26 protein-coding genes are annotated in these 23535 nt (G+C 60.5%); 12 read left to right on the top strand and 14 right to left on the bottom strand.

Translation table 11 applies throughout. The features are described 5' to 3' along the window. Positions 1-28: 28 nt before the first annotated feature. The 6 genes from flgD to AR306_RS04570 form a co-directional block, all read right to left on the bottom strand. The gene (gene flgD, locus AR306_RS04595; RefSeq protein ID WP_101496373.1) at positions 29-706 is read right to left on the bottom strand and encodes a flagellar hook assembly protein FlgD; all 678 of its coding nucleotides are present in this window, start codon (positions 704-706) and stop codon (positions 29-31) included. Positions 707-720: 14 nt separating this feature from the next. After that, positions 721-1170, bottom strand: coding sequence for a flagellar basal body rod protein FlgC (flgC, locus tag AR306_RS04590; protein WP_101496372.1), 450 nt, complete (start codon positions 1168-1170; stop codon positions 721-723). Between the two features lie 14 nt (positions 1171-1184). Continuing rightward, the gene (gene flgB, locus AR306_RS04585; RefSeq protein ID WP_101496371.1) at positions 1185-1592 is read right to left on the bottom strand and encodes a flagellar basal body rod protein FlgB; all 408 of its coding nucleotides are present in this window, start codon (positions 1590-1592) and stop codon (positions 1185-1187) included. A gap of 170 nt (positions 1593-1762) precedes the next feature. Continuing rightward, positions 1763-2485, bottom strand: a complete 723-nt coding sequence (locus AR306_RS04580) for an ABC transporter ATP-binding protein (protein WP_101496370.1) — start codon at positions 2483-2485, stop codon at positions 1763-1765. Beyond that, positions 2454-3665, bottom strand: a complete 1212-nt coding sequence (locus AR306_RS04575; protein ID WP_101496369.1) for an ABC transporter permease — start codon at positions 3663-3665, stop codon at positions 2454-2456. Before AR306_RS04575 ends, AR306_RS04580 begins: the two co-directional genes overlap by 32 nt. Continuing rightward, positions 3665-4831, bottom strand: a complete 1167-nt coding sequence (locus AR306_RS04570; RefSeq protein ID WP_101496368.1) for an efflux RND transporter periplasmic adaptor subunit — start codon at positions 4829-4831, stop codon at positions 3665-3667. The genes AR306_RS04575 and AR306_RS04570 overlap by 1 nt, the downstream gene beginning before the upstream one ends. 210 nt (positions 4832-5041) lie before the next feature. Here AR306_RS04570 and AR306_RS04565 point away from each other — a divergent pair, with 210 nt between their 5' ends. Continuing rightward, on the top strand, positions 5042-5926 hold the full coding sequence (locus tag AR306_RS04565) for an alpha/beta hydrolase family protein (RefSeq protein WP_101496367.1): 885 nt from the start codon (positions 5042-5044) through the stop codon (positions 5924-5926). A 122-nt stretch (positions 5927-6048) separates the two neighbouring features. Here the strand turns inward: AR306_RS04565 and AR306_RS04560 are convergent, their stop codons facing one another. The 4 genes from AR306_RS04560 to lptF all read right to left on the bottom strand — a co-directional run bounded on the left by AR306_RS04560 (position 6049) and on the right by lptF (position 10698). Beyond that, positions 6049-6891, bottom strand: a complete 843-nt coding sequence (locus tag AR306_RS04560) for a CvfB family protein (protein WP_101496366.1) — start codon at positions 6889-6891, stop codon at positions 6049-6051. A 291-nt stretch (positions 6892-7182) separates the two neighbouring features. Continuing rightward, positions 7183-8283, bottom strand: coding sequence for a cell division protein ZapE (gene zapE / locus AR306_RS04555; protein ID WP_101496365.1), 1101 nt, complete (start codon positions 8281-8283; stop codon positions 7183-7185). A 230-nt stretch (positions 8284-8513) separates the two neighbouring features. After that, the gene (gene lptG / locus AR306_RS04550; RefSeq protein ID WP_101496364.1) at positions 8514-9578 is read right to left on the bottom strand and encodes an LPS export ABC transporter permease LptG; all 1065 of its coding nucleotides are present in this window, start codon (positions 9576-9578) and stop codon (positions 8514-8516) included. Beyond that, positions 9571-10698 (bottom strand): LPS export ABC transporter permease LptF, encoded by a 1128-nt coding sequence (gene lptF, locus AR306_RS04545; protein WP_101496505.1) that lies wholly within the window; start codon positions 10696-10698, stop codon positions 9571-9573. The genes lptG and lptF overlap by 8 nt, the downstream gene beginning before the upstream one ends. A gap of 97 nt (positions 10699-10795) precedes the next feature. Here lptF and AR306_RS04540 point away from each other — a divergent pair, with 97 nt between their 5' ends. The 7 genes from AR306_RS04540 to AR306_RS04510 all read left to right on the top strand — a co-directional run bounded on the left by AR306_RS04540 (position 10796) and on the right by AR306_RS04510 (position 16149). Then, a complete protein-coding gene (locus tag AR306_RS04540; RefSeq protein WP_101496363.1) occupies positions 10796-12289 on the top strand; it encodes a leucyl aminopeptidase in 1494 nt (497 codons plus the stop codon). Further along, entirely contained in the window at positions 12279-12695 is a 417-nt protein-coding gene (locus AR306_RS04535) for a DNA polymerase III subunit chi (RefSeq protein WP_101496362.1), read from the top strand. The genes AR306_RS04540 and AR306_RS04535 overlap by 11 nt, the downstream gene beginning before the upstream one ends. Positions 12696-12703: 8 nt before the next feature. Beyond that, on the top strand, positions 12704-13033 hold the full coding sequence (locus tag AR306_RS04530) for a hypothetical protein (RefSeq protein WP_101496361.1): 330 nt from the start codon (positions 12704-12706) through the stop codon (positions 13031-13033). Positions 13034-13095: 62 nt separating this feature from the next. Then, positions 13096-14157: a phosphoribosylformylglycinamidine cyclo-ligase gene (gene purM / locus AR306_RS04525; protein WP_101496360.1), complete on the top strand. Its 1062-nt coding sequence runs from the start codon at positions 13096-13098 to the stop codon at positions 14155-14157. Between the two features lie 2 nt (positions 14158-14159). Further along, a complete protein-coding gene (purN, locus tag AR306_RS04520; protein ID WP_101496359.1) occupies positions 14160-14819 on the top strand; it encodes a phosphoribosylglycinamide formyltransferase in 660 nt (219 codons plus the stop codon). Positions 14820-14839: 20 nt separating this feature from the next. Further along, the gene (locus AR306_RS04515; RefSeq protein WP_407071179.1) at positions 14840-15556 is read left to right on the top strand and encodes a DUF3108 domain-containing protein; all 717 of its coding nucleotides are present in this window, start codon (positions 14840-14842) and stop codon (positions 15554-15556) included. Between the two features lie 155 nt (positions 15557-15711). Beyond that, positions 15712-16149, top strand: a complete 438-nt coding sequence (locus AR306_RS04510) for an OsmC family protein (protein ID WP_101496357.1) — start codon at positions 15712-15714, stop codon at positions 16147-16149. Between the two features lie 62 nt (positions 16150-16211). Here the strand turns inward: AR306_RS04510 and AR306_RS04505 are convergent, their stop codons facing one another. Both AR306_RS04505 and AR306_RS04500 read right to left on the bottom strand, forming a co-directional pair. After that, entirely contained in the window at positions 16212-16874 is a 663-nt protein-coding gene (locus AR306_RS04505) for a response regulator (protein ID WP_101496356.1), read from the bottom strand. 18 nt (positions 16875-16892) lie between these two features. Then, a complete protein-coding gene (locus AR306_RS04500; protein WP_101496355.1) occupies positions 16893-17426 on the bottom strand; it encodes a rhodanese-like domain-containing protein in 534 nt (177 codons plus the stop codon). A 264-nt stretch (positions 17427-17690) separates the two neighbouring features. Here AR306_RS04500 and AR306_RS04495 point away from each other — a divergent pair, with 264 nt between their 5' ends. Further along, the gene (locus tag AR306_RS04495) at positions 17691-18338 is read left to right on the top strand and encodes a response regulator (RefSeq protein ID WP_101496354.1); all 648 of its coding nucleotides are present in this window, start codon (positions 17691-17693) and stop codon (positions 18336-18338) included. Positions 18339-18396: 58 nt separating this feature from the next. On the opposite strand, the gene AR306_RS04490 is transcribed toward AR306_RS04495, so the two are convergent. Both AR306_RS04490 and exaA read right to left on the bottom strand, forming a co-directional pair. Beyond that, a complete protein-coding gene (locus tag AR306_RS04490; RefSeq protein WP_101496353.1) occupies positions 18397-19062 on the bottom strand; it encodes a pentapeptide repeat-containing protein in 666 nt (221 codons plus the stop codon). A 58-nt stretch (positions 19063-19120) separates the two neighbouring features. Next, on the bottom strand, positions 19121-20977 hold the full coding sequence (gene exaA, locus AR306_RS04485) for a quinoprotein ethanol dehydrogenase (RefSeq protein ID WP_101496352.1): 1857 nt from the start codon (positions 20975-20977) through the stop codon (positions 19121-19123). 324 nt (positions 20978-21301) lie between these two features. Here exaA and pedF point away from each other — a divergent pair, with 324 nt between their 5' ends. The 3 genes from pedF (at position 21302) to AR306_RS04470 (ending at position 23518) form a co-directional block, all read left to right on the top strand. Further along, the gene (pedF, locus tag AR306_RS04480; protein ID WP_101496351.1) at positions 21302-21733 is read left to right on the top strand and encodes a cytochrome c-550 PedF; all 432 of its coding nucleotides are present in this window, start codon (positions 21302-21304) and stop codon (positions 21731-21733) included. Positions 21734-21830: 97 nt separating this feature from the next. Then, a complete protein-coding gene (locus AR306_RS04475) occupies positions 21831-22580 on the top strand; it encodes a quinoprotein dehydrogenase-associated SoxYZ-like carrier (protein ID WP_101496350.1) in 750 nt (249 codons plus the stop codon). 11 nt (positions 22581-22591) lie between these two features. Continuing rightward, positions 22592-23518, top strand: coding sequence for a quinoprotein relay system zinc metallohydrolase 1 (locus AR306_RS04470; RefSeq protein ID WP_101496349.1), 927 nt, complete (start codon positions 22592-22594; stop codon positions 23516-23518). Positions 23519-23535 lie beyond the last annotated feature (17 nt).

The raw sequence follows: 23535 nt of genomic DNA, 5'->3' as shown, positions 1-23535 counted from the left end.
GATCGCCCGGGGCGACGGCTAAAAATTGTTACTGACCGATAATCTGCACTTGTGACAGGGGCAAGGTGCCCAACCCGGCGATATTCAACAGCATGTCCCCGCCTTGCGGATTGAGGGTGACGCTTTCCACCCGGGCCGGCAGCATGGTGTATAGCCCCTGGGTTTCACCATCAAAGGACCCTTCGGCCTTGAACTTGTAGGTACCTGACGGCATCTGCTCGCCATCACTGTTGGTGCCATCCCAGGTAAAGCTCTGGTTGCCGGCTTCCTGCGCGCCAAGGTTGATGCGGTTGACCAGGGTGCCTGCTTCGTCATAGACGCTGACAAAAATATTGCTCGAGCTTTGCGGCACCAGCACACTGCCCTTGAACTCCTCGTCGGTGTTCACCACCGCCTTCTCGCCGGCAAAGATGACGCTGCGTCCGACCAGGCTGGACGCCTGCAGCGCCTGCGAGGAGTGCACACTGCTGATGATATCGCCCATGCTGTCATTGAGCTTTTCGATGCCCTCCAGGGTACTGAACTGTGCCAGCTGGGCGACGAATTCGCCGTTGTCCTGGGGGTCGAGCGGGTTCTGGTTGTTGAGCTGGGCCACCAGCAGTTCAAGAAACTCGTTCTTGCCCAGGTCCTTGTTGACCTCGCGGTCAACCTTGTGGCTGTACTCGTCCCATATCGTGCTTGCTGCACCTACTGCCGAAGCTGTCATGGTCTATCTCCTCGTTACTGGCCCAGGGTGAGCACACGCTGCATCATCTGTTTGGCGGTATTCATCATTTCGACGTTGGTCTGGAAGGCGCGGCTGGCCGAGATCATGTCGGCCATTTCTTCCACCACGTTGACGTTCGGGTAGAACACGTACCCCTGATCGTTGGCGGCCGGATGGTCCGGTTCGTAGCGCATCTGCAGTTCGCTCTGGTCTTCGACGATACCGCGCACCTGTACGCCCTTGCCGGCCTGGTCATGCTCGGCAAACAGCGATGGCTGGCTGGCATTGCCTTTCAGGTTTTCAGCAAACACGGTGGCGAACACCGGGTGACGCGCACGGTAGGTTTCGTCGATGCTCGATGACACCGTTTCGGCATTGGCAATGTTGCTGGAAATGGTATTCAGCCGGGTGCTCTGGGCACTCATGCCGCTACCGGCAATATGGAAAACACTGGATAAGGACATGATGAATACCTCGCTTATTCGCCACGCAGGGCCGTCACCAGCCCTTTGAACTTGTTGTTGAGCAGGGTGAAGCTGGCCTGGAACTGGACCGCGTTTTCGGCGTAATGGGACTGTTCGACCTGCAGGTCGACCGAGTTCTGGTCAATGGATGCATGATGCGGATTGCGGAACCTGAGCGCCGGGTCGGCAAGCTCCACGCCATCGGCATCAAAATGCTGCCAGCGGGTGCGTTCCAGCGAGGTGCCGCCACCGACCTGCCGCTGGGCCTGGCTGGCCAGCACGCTGGCAAAGTCCAGGTCACGGGCCTTGAAGTTGGGCGTATCCGCGTTGGCAATGTTGTTGGCCAGCACTTCAGCACGCTGGGCACGAAAACCCAGGGCCTGCTCATGGATGCCCAATGCCTTGCTGAAACTGATGCTCATGTTGCATCTCCTGCTGAAATCTCTCTTGGCACAGACAAAGCAATGCTTGTGCCAACAGGTATTTTTAAGATTGTTTTCAGCAGGTTACGCAGCCAGTAGTTTTTCTAAAATCGCCAAAGACGAAAAATTGACTCCACCACGAAAGCATCAAAAGGCATCCGGATACCAGTCTATAATGCGCCAGGCTCCGAAACGATGCGGCCATCAAGCAGCTCGATCACCCGTGGGCAACGGGCACTCAGGCGCGGGTCGTGGGTGACGATCAGGGTGGCGCAGCCGGTGTCGCGGTTGAACTGCTCAAACAGGGCAAACACCTCTTCGGCGGTCTGGGTGTCCAGGTTGCCGGTCGGCTCGTCTGCCAGCAGCAGCGCCGGCTTGCCGACCAGCGCACGGGCAATTGCCACCCGCTGCTGCTGCCCGCCCGACAGTGCCTTGGCCGAGCGCTGCTCTATGTTCGGCAAGCCGACGGCATCAAGCAGGTGGCGTGCATAATCCAGTTGTGCGGTAGCGGGCTTGCCTTGTTGCAGCATCAACGGCATCAGCACGTTGTCGAGCACACTGAAGGCGCCGATCAGGTGGTGAAACTGGAACACGAAGCCGATATGGTGCGCCCGCAGCCGGGTGCGGCCGGCATCGTCCAGCCGTGCCGTGGCCTGCCCGTCAATCCATAATTCGCCGCTGCTGGGCGTATCCAGCAGCCCCATCAGGTTGAGCAAGGTGCTCTTGCCGGAACCGGACGGGCCGATCAGTGCGGTCAGCTCGCCGGCATGCAGCTCAAGGCTGATGTCATGCAGCACATGCACCGCCCGAGGCGTATCTGGCTCGAAAACCTTGTTCACATCCTGCAGCCGCAGCACCACCTCAGACATAGCGGATCGCCTCGGCCGGGTCATAACGCGAGGCCCGCCGCGCCGGCAATGCAGCCGCCAGGATGCCACTGCCGATGGCGATGAACAGCGCAGTGATGGTGACCTCGGCCTGGACCGACACCGAAAACAGCCGCGAGCCGAAGTTGTTGAACAGATAAATCAGGCCATAGCCGCCGGCCATGCCGAACACCGCACCCATGGCACCGAGCATCGCGCCCTGGGTCAGGAACACCCGCAGGATCTGGTCGCGGGTGCTGCCCATTGCCCGCAGGATGCCGACTTCGCGGGTGCGCTGCACCACGCTGACCGCCAGCACGCTGGCAATACCAAGCCCCACCGCCAGGCCGACAAAACCTCGGATCATCTGTGTGGTCATGCTCTGCGAGCGCAGGGCGTTGAGCAGCTGGCTGTTGTTGTCCATCCAGTTTTTCACGTGCAGCCCGGTCAGGCGCTGCAGGCGACCACCCCATTCCCGGGCGGTGAAAATATCGCTGATCTTGACGTCCAGCGCGGTAATGCCACCGCTCAGATTAAGCAGTGTCTGCGCCTGTTTCAGGTCGACATACAGCTGGCGGGTGTCCAGTTCCTGCACTCCCATGCTGAAAATGCCGGCCACCCGCAACAGGGCGGTACGGCCATCACCGGCCTGCAGGCGCAGCTTGTCACCGGCTTGCAGGCCCAGATCACGCGCCAGCTCGCTGCCGACCAGCACATCCTCGCTGCCGACCTGGAAGCGCCCCTGCACCATGTGGCCGGGCAGGTTGATGATTTTCTCATAGCGCTGCGGGTCAATGCCGTTGACCACCACCGAAGCGGTCGCCCGCCCCTTCTGCACCAGCGCCGGCCCCGTGACCACCGGCGATACCGCCATCAGTTGGGGAATCGCGTCCAGATCGGCCACCAGCGCCTGCCAGCTGTCGATGCGCTGCAGCGGCTGGGCCCGCATGGTCTCCAGCTGCAATATTTGACCGTCCCGCACTGCCGGCAAGCGGTTATACAGCCGGGTGGCTTCCAGCCTGACATGGGGCTGGCTGCCGAGGGTCTTGTTGATGGTGTTTTGCTGCAGGCCGTTCATCAGGGTGGTAATGAAAATGATCACGGCCGTGCCCACGGCAATGGCGATGCTGATCAGCAGGGTTTGCAGCGGGTTTTCCACCATGAAGCGCCAGGCGATGCGGCGCTCGATCCAGAAACGCGCGAGCATTATTGCCCTGCTCCACTGTCCGGCATTTGCGCGAGGCGCAAGCGGCGATTTTTCTTTGGCACGGCTTCGGGCAACAGCAACAAATCACCCTCCTGCACGCCACTGGCCAGCTCCACCTGCGTGCCTGCCTGCAATCCCGGTTGCACCGGGCGGCGCTCGGCCTGCATGTCCTGCAGTATCAGCACATACCAGCCGTTCCTGTCATGCTGCAGATAGTCACGCGGCACCACCAGCGCCCGTTCCTTGCGGGCGGTGTATACGGTGACGGACACGGTCATGCCCAGCCGCAACAACTGTTCGCCGTCTTCGACCTGCAAATGCACATCCAGTGTGCCGCTGCTTTCGTCCACCGCCGGAGCCATGAAGCTGATACTCGCCGGCAACTCATGCCCGGGCCAGGCATCGGCAATCACCACCGCCTGCTGGCCCAGCTGCAAGGGCGCAATATGTTTTTCATCAACGGCGGCAATGATTTCCAGGCCGTCACTGCGCGCGATCTCCAGCAGCACCTTGCCCGGCTGCACCTGGTCGCCCGGCTCGACATTACGGGTCTGCACCTTGCCGGCAAAGGGGGCAACGATTTCGGTCTTGTCCAGATTGGCCCGGGCATTGCGCAGGCGTTGTTGCAGCAGCTGCTCCTCATTGCCACCGGGCTGGAGTGCCTGTTCGGCCAGTTCGGCACGGGCCAATACCGTTTTACGTGTTTGCGCCAGATGAGCGGCCTGTTCCGCCTGTTCGGCAGAGATCATTCCCTGCCCGGCCAGCGTCTTGCGGCGTTCGGCTTCACGCACGGCCTGCTGCCAGGCCAGACGTGCTTCCTGCGCGCTTTGCCGGGCTTGCGGATACAGCTGGCTGTTCAACTGCACCAGCGCGGTTTGCGCCTGTTCGTACTGGGCCTGCAGCTCGTCGCGGCGCAGGCTGATCAGCGGGTCGCCCGCCTGCACCTGGTCCCCTTCGCGCACATAACGCCGGGCCACGGTACCGGTGATTTCGCTGCCGATGCGCGCCAGTGACTGGTTGCGTACCTGGCCACTGGCTACCACCCACTGCTGCAACGGCTGCAACTGCAGTTCCAGAGCCTGCACTTCGACGCCGCGCCAGTATTCCCGGCCCAGTACCACCAGCAGCAACACCACACCAGCAATGATCAACCCACGCCGCATCATCGACCGCCATATTCAATTGCAGTAAAAGGTGTGCAGTCTAACAAAAAGCGGCGGATCACGGGCTGCCTTTGCCGGGCTTGTGCATGACGCAATTCCCGGCGATGACAGATGCGATCGCCGGTCCCTTTATGACGATCCGGTTCTGCATTAGAAACAGGCACATCAAGCTGCTAACATCGCGCAACACGCAACATCCGGATAACAACAACAATGAACATAGAATTCAACGCACAGGATGGCACCCTGCTGAAAGGCCGTGTCTTCCCGGCGAAAAACCCGAAAGCGGCTGTGCTGCTCAACCCCGGCACAGCCACCTGGACCGGTTTTTATGCTCCCTTCGCCGAATTTCTCGCCGAACACGGCTACAGTGTGATGCTGTGGAATTACCGTGGCTTTTGCGAGTCACGCAACGAACGTCTGGCCGGCAGTAAAATCCGTTTTTCCGATATTGGCCGCCTCGACATTCCGGCGGCACTCGACAAGGCTGGCGAGCTGTTTGCCGGCTTGCCGTTGTATTGCGTGGCTCATAGCGCGGGCGGGCAGCAGCTGGGCTTTGCAGCCAACTGTAACCAGCTGCGCGGGCTGGTTGCGGTCGCCTCGTCCACCGGCTACTTCTGGAACATGCCACCGGTCTACCGGTTCAAGGCCCTGCTGTTCTTCAAACTGATTGCACCGCTGTCCAGCGCACTGTTCGGCTACGTCAAGGCGAAATCCCTGGGACTGATGGAAGATCTGCCGCCACAACTGGCGCGGGAATGGGGCTACTGGTGCGGCAAAAAGGACTTTCTTTTCGATCCGGAAGTTATTGCCGCTTATCCGGGTGATCCCTATTTCCACCACTACCGGTTTCCGGTTCATGTCATCACCGCGGATGACGATGAAATCTCCACCGAGAAAAATCTGGCCAATCTATGGAAGCACATTCACAGCAGCCAGCCGATCACCTTCACCCGTTACCGTGCGGCCGACATGCCCGGTAACAAAGTCGGCCACTTCGGCTATTTTCGCCGCAGCTACCAGCTCATCTGGCAGGATATCCTTGCACAACTGGACGCATTCCATGCCGTGCCGCCCGATCCGCAACCCGATTCATGAAAACAGGGCCAGCCTGTAGGTCCAGGTTCATTCGCACAATAAACAGCCTTCAAACGGATGGACTCGGGCCTGCAGCATGCACGAAGCCCCTAGCGACAGCGACAAGTACGGCCAACGCTCCGCTATTTAAGCCGGATCTGCTGCGGTTCGATCTCGATCAGGCCCTGCTTGAACAACCCGCCAGTGGCCTTCTTGTAGTTGCCCTTGCTCACGCCAAACACGGCAGCGATGGCCTCGGCCGTGCTCTTGTCGCTCAACTCCAGCACACCACCACGCGCCTCCAGTTCGGCCAGAATGCGCTCTGACAGCTCATCACGTACCGCCTGACCCTGCATCTGCAGGCTGAGACTCAGACGACCGTCCGGGCGCAACTCACGCACATAGCCCGGCATGCCCTGCCCGATCTTGACCGGTTTGAACACCTCGTGGTGATGCAGCAAACCAAGATACGTCTCGTTGACCAGACACAGGTAACCATGTTCATTGCGCTCGGCCACCCACAGGCTGACCGGCTGGTTGACGGTATAGCCACTGTCAGCGGCATCACTGCTGGCGAAGCGGTCCAGCTGCGCCGAGGCCAGCAGACGCCCGGTATGTACGTCCTGATAGACATGCACCAGCACGGTATCACCGGTTTGCAGCGGGCGTTTCTCTTCCGAGTGCGGCATGAACAAGTCCTTGGTCAGCCCCCAGTCAAGAAAGATGCCAGTGCGGTTGATATCCACCACGCGCAGGGCGGCAAACTGGCCCAGCATCGCCCGAGGCTTGCGCCCGGTGGCCACCAAACGGTCTTCGCTGTCGTGATAGATGAACACATCCAGCTGGCTGCCGACACTGGTATCGGCGTCTTTGGGTATTTCCCGGCGCGGCAGCAGGATCTCGCCGCTGTCGCCACCATCCAGATAGAGGCCAAAATCCACATGACGCAAAATGGTCAGTTGATTGATTACGCCAATATTGGCCATGGTGATGTCCTTTGGTTAGCCTGAAAAATGATTCGCAGAATGGATGAAGCCTGTTTCGTCGTTGCGTACGAAGTTATACAAGCATACGCCCTACCAATGCGCTGCGCCCGAAACGCTGCACGCGACAGCAGCCCGCCAATGGCGGGCCAAATTCCTCCACCCCGCACAAGGTGGGCCTGGACAGGCCGGAGGGCTCCTGCAGGCATTTAGCGGTTTGGCCGCAGGCCGAACCAGCGCAGCCTGCCGGGAGTGCTATGGCCTGCCCGCAACCGCAGTGCAAAAACCCTGTAACTACGGCTTGTGCGGCCGCGCCAAAAACTCGTGCGACTGCATTTCCAGCAAACGGCTGAGGGTGCGCTGGAACTCGAACTGCAGACGGTTGCCGGTATAGAGGTCTTTCAGCTCCACCTCGGCGGAAATGATCAGCTTGACGTTGCGGTCATAGAATTCGTCCACCAGGTTGATGAAGCGCCGCGCCACGTCTTCCTTGTAGCTGTCCATCTGCTCGACGCCGGACAGGATCACCGCGCTGTAGATCTTGCCCAGCTCGATGTAGTCGTTCTGGCTGCGCGGCCCGTCACAGATGGCGCGAAAATCGAACCAGGCAACATCATTGCCGATCTTGCGTGCGACGATCTCGCGATTCTCGACGATCAGGGTCTCGTTTTCCAGAATCTTGCAGTTTTCCAGCAGCAGGCTGCGGAAGCTTTGGTCCAGCTTGGCGTCCACTTCCGGCGACAATGGCCAGTGGTACAGCTCGGCCTGCTCCAGCGCACGCAGGCGGTAGTCGATGCCGCTGTCGACGTTGACCACTTCGGTGTGTTCCTTGATCAGGGCGATGGCCGGCAAAAAGCGGGCGCGCTGCAGGCCATCCTTGTACAGACCGTCCGGCACTATGTTGGAGGTGGCGACCAGCGTCACGCCATTTCTGAACAGCTCTTCGAACAGTCCGCCCAGAATCATGGCATCGGTGATGTCGGTAACGAAAAACTCGTCAAAGCAGATCACCCGCGCCTCGTTGGCAAAGCGGCGGGCAATGGTGGTCAGCGGGTTCTTCTCGCCGGCCAGCTTGCGCAGCTCTTCATGCACCCGCTTCATGAAACGGTGGAAGTGGGTGCGCATCTTGTCTTCGAATGGCAGGGCATCGAAAAAGGTATCGACCAGATAGGTCTTGCCACGCCCGACTCCGCCCCAGAAATACAACCCCTTGACCGGTGCTGCCGTTTCCTTGCGTCCCAGCATGCGGGCCAGCGCGCTCTTCTTTTGCGGCGGCTCGACCCTCAGCAGGTCGTCATAGAGGCGCTGCAGGTGACGCACCGCATTTTCCTGGGCGGCATCACGAAAGAAGTCCGGACGTTGCAAGTCTTGCTGATAGCGTTCGAGAGGAGTCATCTAAGTGTTCTTAAGCAAAAAATCAGGGGGAGCCACTTTAACCAGCAGGTTTTTGTTTGGCAACTGCAGCCGTTTGCTGCCGGGGTCCTTCGGGTGCGAATTCATTCGCACATTACACGCCATACCGTAAATTAAAGCATCAGCGCCATGGCCGCAGGCTGTGGCAGCGTCAGCGTCAGCTTTGCGCAGGACTCACACGGCACGCGACACCACAGGCAAACAAAAAACTCTTAGCCTGCCCGCCGCAACAACCAAAGCCCGATCACGGCACACACCGCCGCCGGCACCAGCACCGCCACCAGCGGCGCAAAACCGAACACCAGGCTGGCCGGCCCCAGCAGGTCCTGTACGATGCGGAAGACAAAACCCACCACCACACCGGTGAACAGCCGCTGGCCCAGCGTCACCGAACGCAACGGGCCGAAAATGAAGGAAATCGCCATCAGCACCAGCACCCCGGTCACCACCGGTTGCAACAGCTTCTCCCAAAACGCCAGCCAGTAACGCCCGGCACTCAGGCCCTGGTCGGCCAGATAACGGCCATAGCTCCACAGACCGGAAATCGGCAGCGCATCCGGCTCCATCACCACGGTATTGAGCAGCCGCGGCGTCAGGGCTATGTTCCAGCGCTCCTCGGCCAGCTGCTCAACCTCGCTGTGACGCTCGAACAGGCGGGTTGCCGCCACGCGCTTGAGCAGCCACTGGCCGTCATCTACGAAGCGGGCCTCACGGGCGAAGCTGGAACGCACCAGCTGGCGCTCGTCATCAAACTCGTAACGGGTGACGCCAATCAGCCGGCCATCGGGCTGCACCGAGTTGATGTGGATATACTCGTGGCCCTGACGATGCCACATGCCGTGCTTCGAGCTTTGCGTCTTGCCCTCGGCCTGGATCAGCGAGCGGCGTGCCTGCGCCTGCACCTCGCTCCAGGGTGCCACGTATTCGGCAATCACCAGCCCCAGCGCCATCAGCAACAGCAGCGGTTTCATCACCGCCCAGACAATCCGCGTCAGCGATACACCGGCAGCCCGCATCACGGTCAGCTCGCTGCTGCTGGCCAGGCTGCCAAGCCCGACCAGACAACCGATCAACGCTGACATCGGCAGCACGTCATACAGCCGCCGAGGCGTGGTCAGAGCTACATAAATCAGCGCTTCCTTCAGCGTATAACCGCCTTCCAGGTCACCCAGCTGGTCAATGAAGGCAAACAGCACCGCCAGTCCGGTGATCACCAGCAGCACGGCAACAATCGACCAGAGCACGGTGGTGCCGATATACAGGTCCAGCTTACGCATGTTGCGCCTCCTTCAGCCGGCTGGCCGAACCCCGGCGCGCCAGCAACAGCCGCAGGTTGTCCCAGTACATCAGGCCCAGCCCGATCAGCAGGAACAGGCCGTGCACCGGCCACATGCCCAGCGCCGACGGTATGCGGCCCTTGTCCAGCGCATCACGGCTGGCAATCAGCAGCCCCAGGTAGGCCATATAGAGGAAAATCGCCGGCAGCAGTTTGAGGAAGCGGCCCTGGCGCGGGTTGACCCGCGACAGCGGAACCGCCAGCAGGGTAACTACAAAAGTCAGTAGCGGAATCGACAACCGCCATTGCAGCTCGGTGCGCATTTTTTGCTGGGTACTCGCCATCAGCTCGCTGGTACGCATGCTTTCGCGGTCACTGGAAGCCAGGACCACCGAGGGTTTGGGCAGCAGCACGGCATAGGTGTCGTATTTGATCATGCGGTAATCGGCTTCGCCGGGATTGCCGTCATAGCGGTAGCCGTCCTCCAGGACCAGGTAGCGGCTGCCGTCTTCCAGCACCTGCTGGTACCCGGTGGGGGCAGCCAGCAGGGTGATCTTGTTGTCCTCACCCCGGGTGTTCTTGCCCAGATCGCTGATGAACACGCCCTGCAGGCGTTCACGCCCGCCAGTCAGGTCTTCGGCATAGGTTACCCGCACACCGTCCTTCATCGACTGGAAACGGCCCGGTACCAGGGTATCGAACTCGGTCAGGGCATCCTGCTCCTGCAGGATGGTCGCCACCTCGCGCACACCCATCGGGGTCAGGGAAAAACTGAGCAGCGCGGCCAGCAGTGCAATCAGCGTCGCCGGAATCAGCGTGTAACCCAGCAACCGGGTCTGGCTCATGCCGGTGGCCGTCAGCACCGTCATTTCGCTTTCCAGATAGAGCCGGCCATAGGCCAGCAATATGCCAAGGAACAGACCAAGCGGCAGGATCAGCTGCAGGAAGCCGGGAATCCGGTAACCCATGATCAAGAATAGTACGCCCGGGTCAAGCAGCCCCTGAGCGGCCTGGGCCAGATACTTGATGAAACGGCCACTCATGATGATGACCAGCAATACCACGCTGACCGCACTCAGGGTCAGGAATACTTCTCTGGCCAGATAACGAAAAACAATCAAGGAATCCACTCCGTGTACAGCGGGCAGGGATGCATTAATGGGCGACAGCCTGTTATTATCCAGCATCTTGCATCCTTTGTCTTGAGGAAGATTTACCATGGATTTCTCCGTAACCCTGGAACCTGTACAGCAGCTTGAAACCGGCACCCTGGTGCTGGGCATTGGCGAAGATCTGGCGCTCAGCCCCGCTGGCCGGCAACTCGACCAGGCCAGCGCGGGAGCCCTGACCCGCCTGCTGGAAAGCGGCGACATCCAGGGCAAGGCCGGCCAGATCCTGCTCGTTCAGGGACTGACCGGAGCGGCTGCCCGCCGCATCCTGCTGGTCGGTCTGGGCAAGGAACCACAGCTCGCCGATCGCCACCTGCGCCGCATCATGAGTAGCGTACTGGCCCAGCTCAAACCCCTGAACAGCGAACAGGCGACTCTGGTGCTGGACAGCCTGCAGGTGAAAGGCCGCTCCAGCGCCAGTACCGCCGCGCTAGCCTGCGAAACCCTGGCCAGCGGCCTGTACAGCTTCGACCAGTTCAAGAGCGAGAAGGCCGAGCCGGCCAAACTGGAACACATCGAGTTGCTGACCGATGCCGCCAACGAGCAGGAAGTGCGCCAGGCCTGTGCCGAAACCCGGGCGATTGTCGCCGGCATGCAGGTCACCCGTGATCTGGGCAACCTGCCGCCCAACATCTGCCACCCGCGCTACCTGGCCGAACGGGCCCGGGAAATGGCAGCCAACAACCCGGCGCTGACGGTTGAAGTGCTGGAAGAGAAGCAACTGGAAGAGCTCGGTGCCGGCGCACTGCTGGCCGTGGCCCGTGGCAGCGACCAGCCGCCACGCATGATCGTACTCAACTACCGTGGTGCCGACGAGAACCGTCAGCCCAATGTGCTGGTCGGCAAGGGCATTACCTTCGACACTGGCGGCATCAGCCTCAAGCCCGGTGCCGGCATGGACGAAATGAAATACGACATGTGCGGTGCCGCCACCGTGCTCGGCGTAATGACCGCCGCCCTGGAGCTGCAGTTGCCGATCAACCTGATCGGTGTACTGACCTGCGCCGAGAACATGCCCAGCGGCGGTGCCAGCCGGCCCGGTGACATCGTCACCAGCATGAGCGGCCAGACCGTGGAAATTCTCAACACCGACGCCGAAGGCCGTCTGGTGCTGTGTGACGCCCTCACCTACGTCAAGCGCTTCAACCCGGCATCCGTGGTCAACATCGCCACCCTGACCGGTGCCTGTATCGTTGCGCTGGGTGACAAGACCAGCGGCCTGATGGGCAACAACGACGAGCTGATCGGCCAGCTGTTGGCCGCCGGCAAGCAGGCCGGAGACATCGCCTGGCAACTGCCGCTGTTTGACGACTACCAGGAGCAGCTCGACAGCCCCTTTGCCGACATGGCCAACATCGGCGGCCCCAAGGCCGGCACCATCACCGCCGGCTGCTTCCTGTCGCGCTTCACCAAGGACTACCCCTGGGCGCACCTGGACATTGCCGGTACCGCCTGGATCAGCGGCGGCAAGGAGAAGGGTGCCACAGGGCGTCCTGTTCCCCTGCTGACCCGCTTCCTGCTGGACCAGGCCGGTGCGCATTGACTTCTATGTAAGCCAGGACAGCCAGCCACAGGCGCGCCTGACGCTCGCCTGCCGGCTGGTGCGGCGCGCCTGGCTGGCCGGCCTGCCGGTGTTTGTGCTGTGCAGCGACGATGCCCAACTGGCACAGATGGACGATATGCTCTGGCACCTGCGCCCGCAGTTCTTCATGCCGCACAGCCGTTTTGACGACAATCCGTCGGCACCTGTCGTGCTGGGTATCGATTGCTGGCCGGTGCAGGACAACAGCGTCCTGATCAACCTGTGCATGCAGCCGGCACCGCGCGTCGATCAGCTTGACCGCGTGATCGAGCTGGTCTGCCAGACACCGGAACTGCTGCAGCAGAGCCGGACAAATTTTCTGCATTATCGTAAACTCGGCTTCCAGCCGCAGCGCGTTGAACTCTGAGGTGTGTCATGGAGCCTGACGACAATTCCCGTCCCGCCGACTTGCTGGCCGAACTGACCGGCCTGCACGACATGCTGGCGGACCCTGCCTGTGACCTCGGCGCCATTCCCCTGCTGCAGGATGTGGTCGCACCGGCCACGCCTGCCGACCCCCTGCACAGCCTGCGCCCGCTGCTGATGCAGCAAGCAGAAAGCCTGCTGCAGGAGATCATCCGCGACTTTACCCCGCAAATCACCGCCGAGCTGGAAAAACGCCTGCACCAGCACCTGCAACAACTGATCCGCGAGCAGGAGCAGCTGCACCTGTCGCAATCACAGGACAATCCCTTCCCGCCGTAGCCCCTTGCAGCCAAGCCTGCTAAAATTGCGCCTTTCTGTTTTTCCTACGGCAAGGTTCCCGCATGAGCACTCAAAAACCCTCCCTGAGCTACAAAGACGCCGGTGTCGACATCGACGCCGGTGAAGCCCTGGTCCAGCGCATCAAGCACGTGGCCAAGCGTACCGCCCGCCCCGAAGTGCTGGGCGGGCTGGGCGGTTTTGGTGCCCTGTGTGAAATCCCTGCCGGTTACAAGCAGCCGGTGCTGGTCTCCGGCACTGACGGTGTCGGCACCAAGCTGCGCCTGGCCATCGACCTCAATCGCCACGAGAAAATCGGCATCGACCTGGTCGCCATGTGCGTCAACGACCTGGTGGTCTGCGGTGCCGAGCCGCTGTTTTTCCTCGACTACTACGCTACCGGCAAGCTCAACGTGGATGTCGCCGCAGACGTGGTCACCGGTATTGGTGAAGGCTGCGAGCAGGCCGGTTGTGCGCTGGTGGGCGGTGAAACCGCGGAAATGCCCGGCATGTATGAAGGCGAAGACTACGACCTGGCCGGTTTCTGCGTCGGCGTGGTGGAAAAGGCCGACATCATCGACGGCAGCAAGGTCGCTGCCGGCGACGTGCTGATCGCCCTGCCCTCGTCCGGCCCGCACTCGAACGGCTACTCGCTGGTACGCAAGATCATCGAGGTGGCCGGCGCCGACATCAATAGCACACAGGTAGACGGCAAGCCGCTGGTCGAACTACTGCTGGAGCCGACCCGCATCTACGTCAAGCCGGTGCTCAAGCTGATCCGCGAGACCGGTGCGGTCAAGGCCATTTCCCATATCACCGGTGGCGGCCTGCTGGAGAACATTCCCCGTGTGCTGCCGGCCAACGCCCAGGCAGTGGTGGATGTGGCCAGCTGGCAGCGTCCGGCGATTTTCGACTGGCTGCAGGAACAGGGCAACGTTGACGAAACCGAAATGCACCGCGTGCTCAACTGCGGCGTCGGCATGATCATCTGTGTTGCCGCCGAAGACCAGCAGCGCGTACTGGAGCACCTGCAAGCCAGCGGCGAACAACCCTGGGTGATCGGCCAGATCAATGCAGCCGCAGCTGATGCCCCGGCGATCGTCCTGAACAACCTCAAGCAGCACTGAGCATGCCGGCCAAATCCATTGTCGTGCTGATCTCCGGCTCCGGCAGCAACCTGCAGGCGCTGCTGGACCACTTCGCCGACCAGCCCGAACGGGCACGGATCAGTGCCGTCATCAGCAACCGGGCCGATGCCTATGGTCTTGAGCGGGCTAAAGCCGCCGGCGTACCGGCCCATGTGCTGTCACATCGCGACTATCCGGACCGGCCCAGCTTTGACCGGGCGCTGGCCGAAGTGATCAACCGCTATCAGCCCGACCTGGTGGTCCTGGCCGGTTTCATGCGCATCCTGACGCCGGAGTTCACCGATCGCTACATCGGCCGCCTGTTCAACATCCACCCCTCGCTGTTGCCCAAATACAAGGGGCTGGATACCCATCAGCGCGCACTGGATGCCGGCGATACAGAGCATGGCTGCAGCGTGCACTTCGTCACCTCCGAGCTGGATGGCGGCCCGGTCATCATCCAGGCCCGTACCCCTATCCTGCCCGGTGACAGCGCCGAGAACCTGGCACAGAGAGTGCACCAGCTGGAACACCGCATCTACCCGCTGGCCGCCCAGTGGTTTGTTGACGGCCGCCTGCAACTCGAAGCCGGTACCGTTGTCCTTGATGGTACTGTCCTGCCGTCCGGCGGACAGCCGTTCAGCTCCACTCCCCCAGACTGACCTAAGGATTATCCCCAATGTTGCGTGCTTTTCTGCCCCTGTTGTTTCTGACGTTCAGCGCAGTGCTGCACGCCCAGCCCCTGCAACCCTTTCAGGCCAGCTATACCGCTGACTGGAAGCAGCTGCCCTTCACCGGCACTGCCGAGCGCTCGCTCCGGCAACAGGCCGACGGCAACTGGGAGCTGACGTTCAAGGCTTCGATGCTGGTCGCCGGAGTCAGCGAATCCAGCATCTTCCGCCTGCAGGACAACCAGCTGCAACCTCTGCACTACAAATACGACCGCACCGGTCTGGGCAAACCGAAAAAAAGCCGTCAGAGCTTTGACTGGAGCACCCTGCAAGTCAGCGGCAAGGACAAGGATGGCGACTATCAGTTGCCATTGCATGCCGGCGTGCTGGACAAATCCAGCTACCAGCTGGCGCTGCAGCAGGATGTGGCACAGGGCGCAGACAGCCTGAGCTATATAGTGCTCGACGGTGACGACCTCGACACCTACGACTTCCGCATATTGGGCGACGAGGCAATCGAAACCCCGCTGGGCACGCTGAATACGGTCAAGGTCGAACGGGTCCGCGACCCCGGCCAGAACAAGCGCAAAACCACCCTCTGGTTTGCCAGGGACTGGGGCTATTTACTGGTGCAGCTGAACCAGGTCGAACGCGACGGCAAGGAATACACCATCATGCTGCAGGATGGCCGGGTTAATGGTCAGCCGGTCAGGGGGCTGGCTCGCTGATGCCGCTGGCAGCCAGACTGATCAGCCACTTGCAGCCCTGGCTCCTGCAGTGGAACGGGGCGGGCACAAAAACATGCAATTTGCATAATATATAAATACACAATATAATTCCCCGCCATCCGGATACATAACCGTTCAACTGCGAGGAATACATCATGGCGTTGAAAACCCTGCGTGCCACCGGCCACATGGGTGCCGGCATGACCATCGAGATCATGTGCGGCGAGCATAAAGTCTTCATGGACCAGCCCAAAAATGCCGGCGGTGCCGACCTTGGCCCGGCACCGCCCGAACTGATTCTGGCTGCCTATGCCGGCTGCGTCGGCAGCATTGGCCGCATCATGGCCCACCAGGAAAAAATCAACCTGCGCGGCATGCGCTTTGAAGTGGAAGCCGATTACGATCCGGACCGCCTGCTGGGCCGCGAAACCAGCGCCCGCACCGGCTTCCAGCAAATTCGCCTGAATGTCGAGATCGACGCTGATCTGGACGATGCCGCCAAACAGGATTTTCTGCAACGTATCGAGGCCCGTTGCCCGATTCTGGACAATCTGGCCAACGAGACACCGGTGGTCAGCCGGCTGGCTGGATAACCTGTTCTGCAACATGCAAAAATCCCCGTCAGTGACGGGGATTTTTTATGCGACATCAGCCGTCAGCGTCGTAAATAGGTCGAAAAATCGATATCCCCGACCGACAGGATCGCCTGCACCCGGTTGGTGGCATTGAGCTTGCGCAAAATCGCCGACACGTGGGCCTTGACCGTGGTTTCGGCAATGTCCAGCGCATAGGCAATCTGCTTGTTCGACTCGCCCTTGGCCATGCGTTCGAGCACCAGCAGCTGGCGGCGAGTCAGGGCCTGCAACAGCTCGGGCGAAATTGTGGTTTCCCGGGGTGTACGCACCGACGCAGATTTCTCGGCGCGGATGATCTCCGCCGGCAGGTACACATTGCCCTGCAAGACCTGCTCCAGCGCAGCGGTCATCTGCTCGCGTGGCGTCGACTTGGTGATGAAGCCGACGGCACCGTAGGTGATGGCCTGCAGCACAATATGCTTGTCCTGCTCGGCCGATACAATCACCACCGGAATGGTCGGTGCCTCGTTGCGGATGCTCATCAGGCCATTCAGGCCCTGCATGCCCGGCATGTTCAGGTCCAGCAGGATCAGATCAAGGTCATCCCGCTCCAGGGCAATTGCCAGTGCATTGTCCAGGTTGTCGGTTTCGACCAGTTCGCAATCCGGAAACCCGCCACGGATGACACTGCAGATCGCTTCGCGAAACAACGGATGGTCGTCCGCTATCAAGATGTTATACATGGCCCTTGCCCTCACTATTTAAAATTCTTGTTGTGACCCGGCGTACGGCACCGGTTGCGACGGCTCCAGTGTCTGGCCCGCCTGTTCCCAAGCCTCGATACCATCGCGCAGCCAGTACAGCCGGCTGTAGCCCCAGCTGGCGGCACGCTTTGCCGCATTCCAGCCCAGCCAGCAATCGGACCTGCAGTAAAATACCAGTGGATGTGCCCGATTGCCACGTGTCGCCTGCTGCAAAGCCTCACGACAATGGCGCTCCCAGTCGCTGCTCAGGTTGCCATCACCGCAGTTGGCCAGCCAAAGCGAACCCGGCAGATTGCGGTGCTCTTCCGGCAGGGTGTAGCGGCCATGCAACCATGGATTGCGGTAGGCATCGATCAACACCACGCCGGGCTGCTCGCGCAACAGCTGCAGCAGCCCTTCCGGTTCCAGCACCTGCGCATCTTCGTGTTCCAGCGGCGTCGGGCTGCGATACAGGCCCGCCCGATAGCCATCCTCGTTGAACAGCCCGTCCGCCCCCCGGGCCGGCACCGGCTGCAACATCAGCGTAGCCATGCATAACCATGTAACCCTGACCAACCTGTTCACTGCATGCCCTCCCAAGGTTCTGGCTACATTTAATAGCAAAGCGGCATGGCACTTAAACTGTACGTTAAGCCTGCGCAGGCAGTACCAAAGTACTGTTTTTACCCGCAATCTGCCCGCAAAACGCAAAAAACAGCCATAAAGCAGGAAACAACCGGCACCAAAGTAGCGCCTGCCCGTCCCGCAACCTCCACTAGGATGAAGCAGAGATTCCATCTGCCCGGAGACGAACCCATGAAAATCCTGCTGGTCGATGCTCACCCGGTCGTACGCGAGGGCTGCCGCCATATACTGGAGGCAGCCATGCCCGGCGTGCATATCAGCCAGGCCGGCAGTGGCGAACAGGCTTGCGAGCTGCTGCAGCACAGCATTCCCGGGCTGGTCATCATGGACATCAGCCTGCCCGGCATCAGCGGCCTGGAAACCTGTCGTCGCCTGCTGCAAAGGTTACCGCAGCTGCCGGTACTGTTCTTTAGCGCACACACCGAGCTGGCCCTGGTGCGCCAGGCCATGGCTCAGGGTGCACGTGGCTATGTGGGCAAAGCCAGTGAACCACACGTCATGGTTCAAGCGGTTCAGCGCCTGCTGGCCGGCCACCCCTATATCGAGCAGTCCCTGGCCACCGAACTGGCCTGTCAGGGCAGCGGCAGCGCAGAAGACCTCCGTCTCAAAGGACTGTCCGCCCGTGAGTTTGAAGTGTTTGTCATGCTGGCACGCGGCGTACCCGGCACCCACATTGCAGAAAAACTCTGCATTAGCAGTAAAACAGTCGCCAACTATTGCACCCAGGTCAAACACAAGCTGCAGGCGGCCAATCAGGCCGAGCTGGTACATCTAGCCATGGAGCTGGGCATCCTGCACACGGCCAGCCGGGTTTCATAAACCACACACACATAAAAAACCGCACTCTAAAAGGTGCGGTTTTTTATGTGTACTACCGTTAATTGGCCTTGGAATAAATATTCTTTTCCCAGCCATGCGGGCAGTCCTTGCAGCCTTCCATATAGGTGCCGACAAAAGTCGCGTAATGGCGGCGTGCACCGGTCATCACTGCCTTCTGCAGATTGGCCTCGCCAAACTTGGCTTCCTGCAGGTTGGCATCCCGGATATTGGCCCGGGTCATATCGGTTTTGTTAAACCAGGCCATTTCCAGATCGGCTGCCTCGAAGCTGGCATGCATCAGCTTGCCACCGGACAAGCGGGCAAATTGCAGATTGGCACCCATAAAGTTGGCTTTTTCCGCACGCACTGCAGGTGCAGTCATACCCCAGGCATTAATGCCCACCAGTCTTGCCTTGTACAGATTGGCCATACGCAAACGGGCCTGCTGCAAACTGGCGCGGGTCAGGTTGGCATGGCTCAGGTTGGTTTCTTCCAGGCTGGCCAGATCCAGATTGGCGTGGCGCAGGTCGGCACCGGACAAATCTGCACCATTAAAATTGATGCGGCGCAGATCCATGTTGCTCAGGTCTGCATTACGCAAATCCTTGCCGGAACAGTCCGCCCCGGGCACCAGCGTGCAGCCGTTGATCTGTACATCGCCTTCGGCAGCGTGTACAGCCAGGCTAAGACTCAATGCCAGTGTCGTCAGTAGTGGTCGAATCATGCTGCAATCCTCGTGTGAAAAAAGGGGCACCCTTACGGTTGCCCCTTGTTGTTACGTCTTACTTCTTGTCCCAGCTAGGCAGCTTGAACACCCAGAACGAACCGCCCTGTGCTACAGGCTTGGTCAGCTCGGCCATGTCGCCACCCCACAGTGGAACAGCGCCACCGTAACCCGAGGTCACACCGATGTACTGTTCGCCATCCTGTTCCCAGGTGATGGGCGGAGAGATAATTCCGGAGCCAGTCTGGAACTTCCACAGCTCTTCACCGGTTTTGGCGTTGAAGGCCTTGAAGAAGCCGTCACTGGTGCCGGTAAAGACTACGTTACCCTTGGTGGCCAGCACACCGGCCCACAGCGGCAGTTTTTCCTTGTGTTCCCAGGCTACCTTGCCGGTGGCCGGGTCCATCGCACGCAGGATGCCGACGTGATCGTCATACAGGCGCTTGATGCGGAAGCCCATGCCCAGGTAGGCGGAGCCTTTCTTGTAGTTGACTTCTTCGGTCCAGTAGTCCTCTTTCCAGTGGTTGGCCGGAATGTAGAACAGGCCGGTATCCTGGCTGTAAGCCATCGGGTTCCAGTTTTTACCACCCAGGAACGGCGGAGATACCTCTACCGATGCACCGCGCTTTTCTCCAGCCTTGGGCTTGGGCGGACGCTGGCCTTCAACTTCAACCGGACGACCGGTTTCCAGATCGATATGGGACGCCCAGGTGATGCCGTCAACAAAAGGGAATGCGTTTTTCAGCTTGCCGGTAGCACTGTCCACCACATAGAAGAAACCGTTGCGGTCGGCGTGGGCGGTAGCCGTGCCTTTCTTGCCCTGTTTGTCTTTGAAGTCAAACAGAACCAGCTCGTTGTTACCGGAGAAATCCCAGGCATCGTTTGGCGTGTGCTGGTAGAACCACTTTACTTCACCGGTGCTGGGGTCTACGCCCACCTGACCCGAAGTGTACAGGCTGTCGAAGTCTTTCGGATCACCGCCCTCGGCGGTACGTGCCCAGCCGTTCCAGGGTGCAGGGTTACCCGCGCCGACGATGATGGTGTTGCTGGCCGCGTCAAAGCTGGCGCTCTGCCAGGGTGCGCCACCACCATGGCTCCAGGCTTCGGCCTTGCCGGTCGGGCTGTTGGGATCATCCGGCCAGGACGGTGCTTTCACATCGCCGGTCGGCGTGCTGTCCTTGCCGTTGAGGCGACCCATGTGGCCCTCGACAAAAGGACGCATCCAGATCTCTTCACCGGTATCCAGGTCGCGGGCAAACAGCTGGCCAACCACACCAAATTCATCACCGGAGCTACCGTGAATCAGCATAACCTTGCCGGTCTTGCCGTCTTTTACTACGGTCGGCGCACCGGTCATGGTGTAACCGGCGGTGTGATCACCGAACTTCTTGTTCCAGACCACCTTGCCGGTGTCCTTGTTCAGTGCTACCACACGGGCATCCAGCGTACCAAAGTAAACCTTGTCGCCGTAAATCGCGGCGCCACGGTTGACCACGTCACAGCAGGGACGAATATCGTCCGGCAGACGGTGGCTGTAGCTCCACAGTTTTTCGCCGGTCTTGGCATCCAGCGCCCACATACGCGAGTAAGAGCCGGTTACATAAACCACACCGTCATGCACCAGCGCCTGGGATTCTTGGCCGCGCTGCTTTTCGTCACCAAATGAATAGGACCAGGCAGGCGTCAGCTTGAATACGTTCTTGTCGTTGACCTGCGCCAGCGGGCTGAAACGCTGGGCATTGGTGCCCATGCCGTATTGCAGCACGTCGGACGTGGTCAGGTGGTCGTTGGCGATATCCTCCCAGGTCACGGGCTTGGCATATCCGGCAGAAGCACCCAGCAGGCCGGCGCTCAGAACAAAGCCGGCTACAGCGGTAGCAAGCGGCTTCTTGGCGAGTAAGGTTACATTTGGCATTGTCATACTTCCCATTTGTTGTTGTTCGGGTCATCCAGTGGCGACACTGAGGTTCGCCCTGACGGCTTACATAGTGTGAGAGCGTCACAAAAATGAATACGGATTTATTCCCGATCGTCACGGGAAAAATTCCCAGTCCGCGGGTCATTTGGCACTAGCACCATTACCCTGTTTTTTACTACTTTCCAGCCCGCTACCAAGGGAGTAGATACGAACAACCAAAGCAGACTTCTTGCCGGTCGCTCCCGCCCAATAAGATGCCAGCAACCGAGCGCCGGACCGCCCCGTCGCCTTCCTGCATAACAACAAAACAGGTATCGACCCATGAAAAAAGCACTTCTTGCCACATTGCTGGCTGGCACCTTCTCCACCCTGGCCATGGCTCACGGTGATGTCGTTCCCCAGGGAGCCAATACCGATGGCCTTGATCCGCTGGGCGAGGAATGGCTGGAGGAAAACCCCTACCGCAGTGCCGATGCCGGCATCAAGGACATCGCCATCCAGATCGGTTCTTCCGCCTATAACCAGAACTGCGCCCGCTGCCATGGCCTGGAAGCCATGTCCGGCGGCATCGCGCCGGACCTGCGCGAGCTGGACGCCGACATCAACGGCGACGAGTGGTTCAAGGAGCGCGTGATCAACGGCGCGGTGCGCAATGGCGCCATCTACATGCCGCGCATGGCCGAGCACCTGAGCCAGGAAGCACTCTGGGCCATCCGTACCTACATCGAACAACGCGCCGAAGACACGCTCTAACTCCCGTGTCCCATGCTAAAGCCCCGGCGCACCCTGTGCGTGCGGGGCTTTGTCATCTACAGGCATCCGGCCTGCTGGCCAGCGAGGTACCACCATCATGTACAAATCACTTTTAGCCGGCCTGCTCCTGGGCACCTGCACAACCCTGCTCCATGCAGAGGAAACGTCCCGGCACACTTCCACCATGTGGGATTACTACCACCAGCGCCTGCTGGACAACCAGGAATTCGTCTTCGATGACCGGGTGCAGGTCAACACGCCACCCTTTGCCGAGGATGCGCGCCAGGTTCCGCTCGAAATCGATGCCCGCGCCCTGCCCGGCACCACCCGCAAGATCATGCTCTGGGCCGAACTCAATCCCATCCCGCAAATCATGGTGGTGACGCCCGGCGAACAACTGGAAAACCTGATTGCCGTGCGTATCCGCGTCGAGCAGGCCACACCTATTCGTGCTGCCTTCCTGCAGGATGACGGCCTCTGGCATGTCGGCACCGGGCACATCGAAGCCGCCGGTGGCGGCTGCACCGCACCCAGCGTGATCCGCGCCGAGGAAGGCTGGGAAAAGCATGTGGGTGAAATCTTTGGCGCACGCCACCTGCGTGACAACAGCAGCTTTCTGCGCATGCGCATTTCCCACCCGATGGACAACGGCCTGTCCGGCGGCATCCCCGAGTACTTTGTCGATCATGCCCAGCTGCGTGACGAGTCCGGCCGGGTGCTGGCCGACTTCGAGCTGTTTGCTTCGGTCAGTGAAAACCCGACCCTGACCCTGGCCCTGAAGGGCGAACAGCAAGCCCGGCTCTGGGCCCGGGACAACAACGGCAACGAGTTCAACGCCCGTTTTTAAGGAGAAGCATCATGTTACGTCTTGTCTGTGGCGCTATTTTGCTGGGTTACTGTCTGATGGCACAGGCAGCCTATGACCTGCAACCAAAACTGGTTGCCGACAACACCTGGGTACTGGAAGGCAGCACCGGCAATTTCAGCAAAGAAAATGGCGGCAATATCGTCAATATTGCATTCATCGTGACCGATACCCAGGTCATCCTGATCGACAGCGGCCCCTCCTTTGCCTACGGCCGCGAGCTGGCCGAAGCCATCCGGCAGATCACCGACAAGCCGGTCGGGACGATCCTGCTGACCCACCATCACCCGGACCACATGCTCGGCAGCCAGGCCTTTCCGCACGCCCGGGTTGCCGCCCTGGCCAGTACGGCACAGCTAATGCAGGAGGAAGGCGATGCGATGGCGGAAAACATGTACCGCATGGTCGGCGACCGGATGCGCGGCACCGAAGTGGTGATGCCCGACAGCATTCTAGAACCGGGCCTGCTGGAGCTGGACGATTACCGCCTGCAGCTGCTGCAGCTGCACGGACACACCAACGCCGATCTGGCCATCTTCGACCCGCAGACCGGCGTGCTGTTTGCCGGTGATCTGGTGTTTTACCAGCGGGCTGTCTCCACCGCCCACACGCCAGGCATTGCCGTCTGGCTGCAGGACCTCGACACCCTTGCCGCCCTGCCTTGGACGGTGATTGTGCCCGGTCATGGCCCGGTCGCCGGCAATGACGCCCCCTTTCAGCAAATGCGCGACTACCTGGGCTGGCTGGACCAGCTGCTGACCACGGCTGCGGCCCGGGGTGATGACATGAACCGCGTCATGCGCAGCCCCGTTCCGGAGCGGTTTGCCGGCATCAGCCTGGCCGGATACGAACTGATACGCACCGTCAGCCACCTCTACCCCGCCTACGAACAGGCCTATTGGCAGTCATTATCAGAGTGATGATTGGTTGCACGAGG

It is taken from the genome of Thiopseudomonas denitrificans (assembly GCF_002866065.1).
In the GTDB taxonomy this organism is placed as follows: Bacteria; Pseudomonadota; Gammaproteobacteria; order Pseudomonadales; family Pseudomonadaceae; genus Thiopseudomonas; species Thiopseudomonas denitrificans.
Note: the sequence above shows the minus strand (reverse complement) of the source record. Positions and strands in the feature narration are given on the sequence as shown.